The sequence below is a fragment of the Sandaracinobacter sp. genome (assembly GCF_041909755.1).
GTDB lineage: Bacteria > Pseudomonadota > Alphaproteobacteria > Sphingomonadales > Sphingomonadaceae > Sandaracinobacteroides.
The window spans coordinates 1-9,605 of the sequence record NZ_JAYRCW010000095.1 but is presented as its reverse complement, the minus strand read 5'-3'; the positions used below and the strand labels follow the sequence as shown (position 1 = coordinate 9,605).

The 9,605-nt window shown below is 69.9% G+C and carries 11 protein-coding genes; 9 read left to right on the top strand and 2 right to left on the bottom strand.

Annotated features, from left to right (window positions below; translation table 11 throughout):
- Window positions 1-463: GcrA family cell cycle regulator (locus ACE3O8_RS11415; protein WP_374389834.1), on the bottom strand; the 463-nt coding region annotated here is incomplete at its 3' end.
- Between the two features lie 63 nt (window positions 464-526).
- Here ACE3O8_RS11415 and ACE3O8_RS11410 point away from each other — a divergent pair.
- The 7 genes from ACE3O8_RS11410 (at window position 527) to ACE3O8_RS11380 (ending at window position 7,278) form a co-directional block, all read left to right on the top strand.
- Window positions 527-1,366, top strand: coding sequence for an ABC transporter permease (locus tag ACE3O8_RS11410; RefSeq protein WP_374389836.1), 840 nt, complete (start codon window positions 527-529; stop codon window positions 1,364-1,366).
- A gap of 86 nt (window positions 1,367-1,452) precedes the next feature.
- Window positions 1,453-2,640 carry an aspartate aminotransferase family protein gene (locus tag ACE3O8_RS11405; protein ID WP_374389832.1) on the top strand — a complete coding sequence of 396 codons (1,188 nt, stop codon included), beginning with the start codon at window positions 1,453-1,455 and terminating at the stop codon, window positions 2,638-2,640.
- Window positions 2,637-3,575, top strand: coding sequence for an ornithine carbamoyltransferase (gene argF, locus ACE3O8_RS11400; protein WP_374389830.1), 939 nt, complete (start codon window positions 2,637-2,639; stop codon window positions 3,573-3,575). The genes ACE3O8_RS11405 and argF overlap by 4 nt, the downstream gene beginning before the upstream one ends.
- Window positions 3,576-3,582: 7 nt before the next feature.
- Complete coding sequence (locus tag ACE3O8_RS11395) at window positions 3,583-4,467, top strand: Hsp33 family molecular chaperone HslO (protein WP_374389828.1); 885 nt, start codon at window positions 3,583-3,585, stop codon at window positions 4,465-4,467.
- A 49-nt stretch (window positions 4,468-4,516) separates the two neighbouring features.
- The gene (locus ACE3O8_RS11390) at window positions 4,517-4,894 is read left to right on the top strand and encodes a DUF3617 domain-containing protein (protein WP_374389826.1); all 378 of its coding nucleotides are present in this window, start codon (window positions 4,517-4,519) and stop codon (window positions 4,892-4,894) included.
- Between the two features lie 68 nt (window positions 4,895-4,962).
- Window positions 4,963-6,510, top strand: a complete 1,548-nt coding sequence (locus ACE3O8_RS11385) for an acyl-CoA carboxylase subunit beta (protein ID WP_374389824.1) — start codon at window positions 4,963-4,965, stop codon at window positions 6,508-6,510.
- 135 nt (window positions 6,511-6,645) lie between these two features.
- Window positions 6,646-7,278 (top strand): PEPxxWA-CTERM sorting domain-containing protein, encoded by a 633-nt coding sequence (locus ACE3O8_RS11380; RefSeq protein ID WP_374389822.1) that lies wholly within the window; start codon window positions 6,646-6,648, stop codon window positions 7,276-7,278.
- Window positions 7,279-7,288: 10 nt separating this feature from the next.
- Here ACE3O8_RS11380 and ACE3O8_RS11375 read toward each other — a convergent pair whose 3' ends face one another.
- Window positions 7,289-8,068: an NUDIX domain-containing protein gene (locus ACE3O8_RS11375; protein ID WP_374389820.1), complete on the bottom strand. Its 780-nt coding sequence runs from the start codon at window positions 8,066-8,068 to the stop codon at window positions 7,289-7,291.
- 62 nt (window positions 8,069-8,130) lie between these two features.
- On the opposite strand from ACE3O8_RS11375, the gene ACE3O8_RS11370 reads away from it, so the two are divergent.
- Together ACE3O8_RS11370 and ACE3O8_RS11365 are read left to right on the top strand one after the other, a co-directional pair.
- The gene (locus tag ACE3O8_RS11370; RefSeq protein ID WP_374389818.1) at window positions 8,131-9,045 is read left to right on the top strand and encodes an acyl-CoA thioesterase; all 915 of its coding nucleotides are present in this window, start codon (window positions 8,131-8,133) and stop codon (window positions 9,043-9,045) included.
- Window positions 9,042-9,347 (top strand): DUF167 domain-containing protein, encoded by a 306-nt coding sequence (locus ACE3O8_RS11365; protein WP_374389816.1) that lies wholly within the window; start codon window positions 9,042-9,044, stop codon window positions 9,345-9,347. Before ACE3O8_RS11370 ends, ACE3O8_RS11365 begins: the two co-directional genes overlap by 4 nt.
- Window positions 9,348-9,605 lie beyond the last annotated feature (258 nt).

The window sequence follows — 9,605 nt, the reverse complement described above, 5'->3', positions numbered from 1 at the left end:
CTTCGTCCGGAGGGCCGATCGGCCATTTGCAGATGCGGTCGTTGAGATCGAGCAGGGTGACCTTGCCGCCCTTGCCGCGCGGCGCCGCCGCCTTTGCGGCGGGTTGTAGCCCTGCCGGCACCGGGGGAGGCGCGGCGGGCGTGGCGGCCGGGGCAGGCTGGGCCACCGGGGTGGCCGGGGCCTGAGGCGCGGGGGCCGCGGCTGTCGGTGCCGGGGCGGGCGCGGGGCGCGGGGCGGCCTTGGGCGCGGCGGGCTTCGGTTCTGCCCTCACGGTCTTTGCCTCTGCCTTCGGCTCGCCGGTTTTCAGCGGCGAGGGGCGCGAGGCGAGGCCGAGGCGGTGAGCCTTGCCGATCACCGCGTTGCGCGACAGGCCTTCGCCCAGAACTTCGGCAATCTGGCTCGCCGAGCGGCCTTCTTCCCAATATTGCTTCAGGAGCGCGATGCGCTCGTCAGTCCAGGCCATGGTTCCGCTTCCGGTTTCACGGCTTGCAGGGGATGCCGGGCGACATTAGACGCAGTGGCAACCATGCAAGCGCAACAATCACCCCAGCCCATTGCGCCGACGCTTCCGGAACCGGGCGTTCCGGTGATCCACGGCATCAACTGGCTGGGAATTCGCACCCTCTATGTGAAGGAAGTGCGGCGCTTCTTCAAGGTTCAGATGCAGACGGTGTGGGCGCCGGCCATCACGACGCTGATGTTCCTGGCCATCTTCACCCTGGCTTTGGGCGGCGCGAAGGGGGAGGTGCTGGGCTTTCCCTATGCCACTTTCCTGGCGCCGGGCCTGATCATCATGGGGATGACGCAGAACGCGTTCCAGAACAGCCTGTCGTCCATCATCATCGCCAAGGTGCAGGGCACGATCGTGGATGTGCTGATGCCGCCGCTGAGCCATGGCGAACTGCTGTTCTGCTATGTGGCGGGCGCGGTGACGCGGGCCTGGGCGGTGGGGCTGGCGGTGTGGGCCGCCATGCTGCTGTGGCCCGGCGTGGACGTGTCGGTTTCGAACCCGCTGCAGGTGCTGCTGTTCGGGACGCTGGGCGCGCTGATGCTGGGGCTGCTGGGTGTGCTGACCGGCATCTGGGCCGACAAGTTCGACCATGGCGCGGCGGTGACCAACTTCCTTGTGCAGCCGCTGACGCTGCTGTCGGGCACTTTCTATGCGATCGACCGGCTGCCGCCTGCGATGCAGTCCGTGAGCCGGGCGAACCCCTTCTTCTACATGATCGACGGGTTCCGCGCCGGCTTCATCGGGGTGGCGGAAGCGCCGGTGTGGCTGGGGGCCGTGATCGTGGGCGGGCTGTGCCTGATCCTGTGGGCGGCGGCCTATGCGCTGCTGAAATCGGGGTGGAAATTGCGCGCCTGACGGGCTATGCCTGCGCAAATGGTTGAGGCGGCTTTGCGCCGCCTTTTTTTATTCCGTCTGCCCAGACACGACAGCAAGAGGATGCCATGGCCATTTCCCCGCTGATGACCGTTTACCCCCGGTGCGAAGTCGAGCCGGTGCGTGGGGAAGGCGCCTATCTGTTCGACAGCGCGGGGAAGCGCTGGCTGGACTTCGCCTCCGGCATTGCGGTGAACCTGCTGGGCCATGGGCATCCGCACCTGACGCAGGCCATCCAGAAGCAGGCCGCGACGCTGATGCACACGTCGAACCTGTATGGATCGCCGCAGCAGATGGGCGTGGCGAAGCGGCTGGTGGAGCTGACCTTCGCCGACACGGTGTTCTTCACCAATTCGGGCGCGGAGGCGCTGGAATGCGCGGTGAAGACCGCGCGCGCCTATCACTACGCCACGGGCAATCCGCAGAAGTACCGGCTGCTGACCTTTTCCAACGCCTTCCACGGGCGGACGCTGGCGACCATTTCCGCGACCGACCAGGAGAAGCTGCGCAAGGGCTTCGAGCCGCTGCCCGACTGGTTCCACGTGCTGCCCTTCAACGACCTGGCGGCGGCGGAAGCGGCGATCGACGATTCGATCGGCGGCTTCCTGGTGGAGCCGATCCAGGGCGAGGGCGGCATCCGCCCGGCGACGCAGGAATTCCTGCAGGGCCTGCGCCGGCTGGCGGACGAGCGCGGGCTGCTGCTGGTGCTGGACGAAGTGCAGACGGGCGTGGGCCGGACCGGCACGCTGTTCGCGCATGAGCAATATGGGATCACGCCCGACATCATGGCGATCGCCAAGGGGATCGGCGGCGGCTTCCCGGTGGGGGCCTGCCTGGCGACCGAAAAGGCCGCGCAGGGCATGGTGATCGGCACGCATGGATCGACCTATGGCGGCAACCCGCTGGCGATGGCCGCCATCAACGCCGTGCTGGACATCGTGGCCGAGCCCGACTTCCTGGCCGAGGTGCGGGCGAAGGGGGAGCGGCTGCGCGCGAGCCTGGAGCAGATGATCCCGAACCACGACCTGTTCGACCATGTGCGCGGCAGCGGGCTGATGCTGGGGCTGAAGCTGAACGGCGACAGCCGGGCCTTCGTGGCGCATGCGCGTTCGAACCACGGGCTGTTGACGGTGGCTGCCGGGGACAATGTGGTGCGCATCCTGCCGCCGCTGAACATCGACGAGAGCCATATCCGCGAGTGCGTGGAGAAGCTGTCGGCGGCGGCTTCGGCCTTTGAATCGCAGGCGGCGGCATGAGCGGCGTTCGGCACCTGCTGAACCTGTCGGACCTGGGCGCCGGCGGGTTGCGGCGCGTGCTGGACCACGCCCGGGCGCGCAAGGCCGCGCGCCGGGGACTGCCGCAGGGTGCGGCGGACAGCGACGCGCCGCTGGCCGGGCATGTGCTGGCCGCCATCTTCGAGAAGCCTTCGACGCGGACGCGGCTGAGTTTCGACATCGCCATGCGGCAGCTGGGGGGCGAGACGATCACTCTGTCTGCCGGGGACATGCAGCTGGGGCGGGGCGAGACGATCGGCGACACGGCGCGCGTGCTTTCCGGTTTCGTGGACGCGGTGATGATCCGCGCCAACCGCCATTCCGACGTGGCGGACTTTGCAGCCGCAGCGACGGTGCCGGTGCTGAACGGGCTGACGGACGTGTCGCACCCGTGCCAGATCGTGGCTGACCTGCTGGCGGTGGAGGAGCGGCTGGGCCGCAATGCCGACGGCACGCGCTGGGCCTGGGTGGGCGACGGCAACAATGTCTGCAATTCCATCATCGAGGCGGCGGGTCTGCTGGGCTTTTCGCTGACGGTGGCCTGCCCGGCCGGATATGAGCCGGATGCGGGTTTCGTGGCCGACGCGGTGGCGCGGGGCGCCGACATCCGGGTTGTGCGCGAGCCGGACGAGGCCGCCGCCGGGGCCGATGTGGTGGTGACCGACACCTGGGTTTCGATGGGCGACACCGACGTTGCCGAGCGGCAGGCGGCATTCGCGCGATACCAGGTGAACGAGGCGCTGATGGCGAAGGCGGGGGCGGACGCGCTGTTCCTGCACTGCCTGCCCGCGCATCGCGGCGAGGAAGTGACCGATGCCGTGATCGACGGCCCGCAATCGGCCGCGTGGGAAGAGGCGGCGAACCGCGTGCATGCGCAGAAGGCGTTGCTGCTGTGGTCGCTGGGCCGGCTGGGCTGAGGGCGATATGGGCGGCGACAGGCTTCTGGGCTTTACCATCCCCTGGCGCGCGGCGCGCGGCCGGGTGGTGCGGCTGGGTCCGACGCTGAACGAGATCCTGGCGGCGCATGCCTATCCCGAGCCGGTGGCGCGGCTGGTGGCGGAAGCGCTGGTGCTGACGGCCATGCTGGGTTCGCTGTTCCGGCCGGATGACGGGCAGATGACCGTGCAGGCGAAGGGCGAGGGCGGGCCGATCCGGCTGCTGGTGGCGGACTGGCGGCAGGGCGAGCTGCGCGGCTATGCCAGCCAGGACCTGGACCGCCGCTATCCGCCGGTGGAGGAGGGGCGGTCTGCCGGGCTGGAGGCGATGCTGGGGACCGGCTATCTGGCGATCACGCTGGACCAGACGGCCTCTGCCGAGCGGTATCAGGGGATCGTGGCGCTGGGCGGAGACACGCTGGAGGCATCGGCGCAGGGCTATTTCGCGGACAGCGAACAGTTGCCGACGCTGGTGCGGCTGTCGGCGCGGCGGGGCGCGGACGGGCGATGGACCGCCGGCGGCCTGATCGTGCAGCATCTGCCGCGCGCCGAGGAAGGGGCCGCGCGGCTGCATGTGGACGGCGAGCGCGAGGACTGGGCGCATGTGGAGGCGCTGGCGGCGACGGTGACGGGCGACGAGCTGACCGACCCGGCGCTGCCGCTGGAGACCCTGTTGTGGCGGCTGTTCAATGAGGATGAGGTGCGCGTGCTGCCCGATGTGGCGCTGTCGCGCGGGTGCCGGTGTTCGGTGGCGCATATCCGCAGCGTGCTTGAGCAGTTCCCAGAGGAGGAGCGCGTGGGGATGCGCAACGCCGAGGGGGTGATTGCGGTGGATTGCGAATTCTGCTCGCGGCAGTTCCTGCTGGCGCTTTGAGGCGGCCGGGCGCCCTTCTTTCGCCCGACTTGCCGTTCAGGCTGGCATGATGCGACCGATCCTTCTGGCCCTTGTTCTGAGCAGTTCCGTTGCCGCGCAGCCGGTGCCGGAAATGCAGGCGCTGCGCGGATTCGCGCCGGGGGCCTGGCAGGTGACGCCGATCGGCGGCCAATCGAGCAGCAGCCAGTGCCTGCATGATCCGGCGCCGATGTTGATGGGGGGGCGGCCCGGGGCCGAGTGCAGCTTTACCCTGATCGCGGACGGCGCCGACGGGGCGACGCTGACCTATCGCTGTGCCGGGGGCCGTTCCGGGCGAACGATGCTACGCCGGGATGCGAAGGGCATCTTCACCGTGGATGCACAGGGGCTGGAGGGCGGCCGGCCCTTCCAGAGCCGCAGCGAGTGGCGGCGCACGGGCGCCTGCTGAGCCGGGCGTTTCACACTGATCAAGCGGCGAGGGTTTGCAGCCGGGCCTGAGCGGTTATGCTGACGCCCATGGGATGGGACACCGAGATCGAGGAGCTGCGCCGCCGGCAGGAGCTGGCGCGGCGCATGGGCGGGGCGGAAAAGCTGGCGCGGCAGGCGGCGGCGGGGCGGATGGACGCGCGGGCGCGGATCGCGGCCGTGGCGGACCCCGGCACCTTCCGCGAGATCGGCGAACTTTCCGGCTTTGCCAGCTATGCCGAAGATGGGGAGATGGCGGCGTTCCTGCCGGCCAACTTCCTGTTCGGGCGCGGGGAGATCGACGGCCGGCCGGTGGTGGTGACGGCGGATGACTTCACCGTGCGCGGCGGGGCGGCGGACGCGGCGCTGCACCGCAAGCTGCTGGAGGCGGAGCGGCTGGCGAGCGAATATCGGATGCCGCTGATCCGGATGATCGAGGGCACGGGCGGGGGCGGGTCCGTCCGCACGCTGGAGGCGATGGGCCACACCTATATCCCGGAGATCCCGGGCTGGGAGGTGATGGTTGCCAACATGTCGGACGTGCCCGTTGTGGCGCTGGGGCTGGGGCCGGTCGCGGGCCTTGGCGCCGGGCGGATGGTGATGGCGCATTACAGCCTGCTGGTGGAGGGGGTTTCGCAGATGTTCGTGGCCGGGCCGCCGGTGGTTGCCGCGGCGGGCGAGGTGCGGACCAAGGAGGAGCTGGGCGGGGCGGCCATCCATGCGAAGAACGGCGCGGTGGACGACCGGGTGGCGAGCGAGGCCGAGGCCTTTGACCGGCTGCGGCGGTTCCTGAGCTATCTGCCCTCTTGCGTGGACGAGCTGCCGCAGCGGGTGAAGGGGCGGGACAATCCGGCCCGGCGGGAGGCCTGGCTGAACGATGCCGTGCCGCGCGATTCGCGGCGGCTCTATCCGATCCGGCCGATCGTGGAGGCGATCGTGGACAAGGGGAGCTGGTTCGAGATCGGGCGGGAATGGGGGCTGGGCGTGGTGACGGGCCTTGCCCGGCTTGACGGCTATGCGGTGGCGGTGATCGCCTCCAACCCGGAGGCGCTGGGCGGGCTGTGGACAGCGGCGACGGCGCGCAAGGTGGAGCGGATGGTGGACCTGGCGGACACGTTCCACCTGCCGGTGGTGCATCTGGTGGACAATCCGGGCTTCCTGATCGGGCGGCGGGCCGAGGATGAGGCGACGATCCGCTGGGGCAGCCGGGCGCTGGCCGCGATCTATCAGGTGAGCGTGCCCTGGGCGAGCGTGATCCTGCGCAAGGCCTATGGGATGGCGGGATCGGCCCATGCGCCCGCCGACCGCTTCCGCTGGCGCATGGCCTGGCCGAGCGGAGACTGGGGCAGCCTGCCGATCGCGGGCGGACTGGAGGCGGCCTACAAGAGCGAGCTTGAGGCATCGGACGACCCGGGCGCGAAACTGAAGGACATCCGCGCGCGGCTGGACCGGGTGCGGAGCCCGTTCCGCACCGCCGAGCGGTTCGGGGTGGAGGCGATCATCGCGCCGGAGGAGACGCGCGCCGAACTGTGCGCCTTTGCGGCGATGGCGCAGCGGGCGCTGAAGCCGGGACGAAAAGGGCGCGGGCTGAGGCCCTGACCCCGAAGTGTCGGGATTCTTGACAGACTGGCGCGGGGACTGCCGGTTTCCGTGAGGGGAAACATCTGACAGGCCAGCCGCTTGGCGGCGTTAACCATGCCCGGCACGATTCTTGCTGCACTGCAGCGGGTCATCGTGACGTGCAGGGGACTGACGATGCTGAAGCGGCTGACGGCGATGACACTGGCTTCGATGCTGATGGGAAGCGGCGCGCAGGCGGCGGCGACGATCTATGGCGAACCGGGTGTCGCCATCTCGAAAAGCTACAGCTTCTTCAAGCTGACGGACGGCGACCTTCTGGTGAGCTTCCTGGGCGCGACTGCGGGCTATACCAGCTATCTGGGCGTCATCGTGGACGGCGTGGACCTGGGGCTGGGGCTGAGCAACGAGGACAGGCGCGGCACGACCAAGAATTTCGGGTTCGTCGATGCGGGGTCCAGCATCCTGTTCTACCTGGACGTCGAGACGACCGGTCAGCGTTATTTTTCGAGCCCCGGCCTGAACGGCGACGGGCTGAACCATCTGTTCGCCGGCTTTTATGGGGGCGGCAACCGGATCGGCGGGAAATGGTTCCAGCGCGGCAATTATGCCGCGATCGGCTTCGAGGACATGGAGGGCGGCGGCGACAATGATTATGACGACGCCCGCTTCATCGCGCAGGAAGTGGGGCTGGTGGAGGATGCGCCCGAGCCGGCGGCCTGGGCGATGATGATCATGGGATTCGGGCTGGTGGGTGCGGCGGCCCGGCGGCGGCGGAAAACGGCCTGACGCCGGGGGCCTATTCCCGGCGCACCATGTCCAGCCGTTCCCTCGTGTAGGGGTAGCCGATCCCTTCCGGGATGGAGAGCCAGCCATCGGCCGAGATGTCCGGCTGGATGAAGGGCGGATCGGTGGGATCGGCGAGCAGCGCCGCGACGGTTGCGAACTGCGCAAGGCGGGCGATGTTGCAGCGGGTGGGGAAGAGCAGGCTGATGCGGCCGTCGTCTGCTTCGGTGAGCAGCTGGGCCGGGGTTGCCCAGCGGGCATGGACCGCTTCGTGGCCATCCGCCAGCATGACTTCGCCATCGGGCAGGGCGGCCACATAGAAGTGGGTGTCGAACCGTTTGTGCAGGCCCGGCGGCGGCAGCCAGCGGGCGAAGGGGCGGAGCGACGCGGCGTTCAGCTGGTGGCCGATCTGGGCCAGAAGCTCTGCGAAGCCGATTTCGTGCCGGTCTGACGCGGGGCGGAGGCGGGCGCGGGTTTCGCTGTCGACCGCGGGGCCTGACGACAGCAGGATTCCGGATTCCTCGAACGCCTCGCGCGCGGCGGTGATCCGGGCGGTGGCGTCGTCTGTGGTGAGGGTGTCGAAGCCTGCGAAGGCCTTGTCGCCGGGCGTGTCTGTCGGATCGACCTTGCCGCCCGGGAAGGCGACGGCGCCACCGGCGAAGCCCATGCCCTTCGCCCGTTCGATCGCGAGCACCTCGAGCCCGTCGGGGCCGTTGCGGGCGATGATGACTGTGGCGGCGGGAATCGCGCCGGCGGGATCCGGCGCATTCGCCGCTGGGGTGGTTTTCGACATCAGGTCTTCACTGTAGGGACGTCCGCGCGGTGCTGTCGCCGCAGATTTTTTGGGGGTGCCGGATGAGCGACGCCGTTGCCGGATCGACCGGGGTGCTGGACTGGGACGGCCGGGATGCGCGGGCGCTGCTGGCGCTGGAGCGGCTGGACCGCGACCTGTTCCGCAACCGGCTGAACCAGCGCAACGCCAATGACGCGCTGTTCGGCGGGCAGGTGCTGGCGCAGGCGCTGACGGCGGCGACGCACACGGTTGAGTCCGAAGGGACTTCGGCGCGCGCGGTGCATTCGTTGCATGGCTATTTCCTGCGGGCCGGGCGGGCGCACGGGCCGGTGATCTATCAGGTGGACCGCACGCGCGACGGCGGCCGTTTTTCCACGCGGCGGGTGATCGCCATTCAGGAAGGCGAGCCGATCTTCCACATGGAATGCGGCTTTCATGCCGACGAGGCGGGCTATTCGCATCAGGCCGGGCTGCCGGCGGGCGTGCCGCGCCCCGAAGACCTGCTGACCCTGCCGGAACTGGCCGACAGCATGGGCGCGGAGCTGCCGGACTGGGTGCGCGCCCGCTGGAAGGGGCAGGACCGGCGGATCGAGGTGAAGCCGGCCGATCCGATGAGCTTTCTGCACCGGCCGGGGCTTTCGCAGCGGGCGATCTGGATGCGGTTGCCGAGCGGGGCAGGGGCCGAGGCGGCCGAGCAGGCCGGCCTGCTGGCCTATCTTTCGGACTATTGGCTGGCGGGGACGGCGGCGCTGCCGCACACGCTGCCCATGCCAAGCCCGACCCTGTTCATGGCGAGCCTGGATCATGCGATGTGGTTCCACCGTCCCGCGCGGGTGGAGGAATGGCTGCTGTTCGCGTGCGAGAGCCCTTCGGCGCAGGCGGGACGGGGACTTTCGCGGGCGCTGATCTATGCCGCAGACGGCACGCTGGTGGCGAGCACGGCGCAGGAGGCGCTGCTGCGGATCCGCGAGGCGTGACCGAGGCGGCGATCCGGGTGGAGGGCGGTGACCTGCTGCTGAGCGTGACGGCGCGGCCGGGCGCGCGCGCCGACCGGATTCGCGGGGTGAAGGGCGGCCTGCTGCAGGTGGACGTGGCGGCAGCGGCCGAGGACGGAAAGGCGACCGAGCGGCTGCTGGCGTTCCTGGCCGCTGAACTGGGCGTGGCGCGCCGCGACGTCGAGCTGGTGTCTGGCGAATTCGCACGGTTCAAGCGGGTGCGGGTGCGGGGCCTGAGCGAGGTGCCGGAGGGATTGCTGGCCCATCAGATCCAGAATCGCTGACGCCCCCCGGCCCGCAAGGCCGCAAGCGCGACCGCGCGCCCGGAGCGCAGCGGAGGAAGCCAAGGCGGGCGGATGCCCGCCGCCCGGCGCTTGAGGGGAAAAACAAGATCCGGCCCGCAGGGGCCGCAAGGCCGACCGGCCGCCGCGCCAAGTGGCGCGAAGCCAAGGCGGGCGGATGCCCGCCGCCCGGCGCCTGAGGGGAAATCAACCCCGGCCCGCAGGGCCGCAAGCGCGACCGCGCGCCCGGAGCGAAGCGGA

Bases quoted from the DNA above. Each gene is read 5' to 3' on its own strand.
- ACE3O8_RS11410 (WP_374389836.1), top strand. From the start codon at position 527: ATGCAAGCGCAACAATCACCCCAGCCCATTGCGCCGACGCTTCCGGAA.
- ACE3O8_RS11390 (WP_374389826.1), top strand. From the start codon at position 4,517: ATGCGACCGATCCTTCTGGCCCTTGTTCTGAGCAGTTCCGTTGCCGCG.
- ACE3O8_RS11395 (WP_374389828.1), top strand. From the start codon at position 3,583: ATGGGCGGCGACAGGCTTCTGGGCTTTACCATCCCCTGGCGCGCGGCG.
- ACE3O8_RS11375 (WP_374389820.1), bottom strand. From the start codon at position 8,068: ATGTCGAAAACCACCCCAGCGGCGAATGCGCCGGATCCCGCCGGCGCG.
- ACE3O8_RS11385 (WP_374389824.1), top strand. From the start codon at position 4,963: ATGGGATGGGACACCGAGATCGAGGAGCTGCGCCGCCGGCAGGAGCTG.
- ACE3O8_RS11370 (WP_374389818.1), top strand. From the start codon at position 8,131: ATGAGCGACGCCGTTGCCGGATCGACCGGGGTGCTGGACTGGGACGGC.
- argF (WP_374389830.1), top strand. From the start codon at position 2,637: ATGAGCGGCGTTCGGCACCTGCTGAACCTGTCGGACCTGGGCGCCGGC.
- ACE3O8_RS11405 (WP_374389832.1), top strand. From the start codon at position 1,453: ATGGCCATTTCCCCGCTGATGACCGTTTACCCCCGGTGCGAAGTCGAG.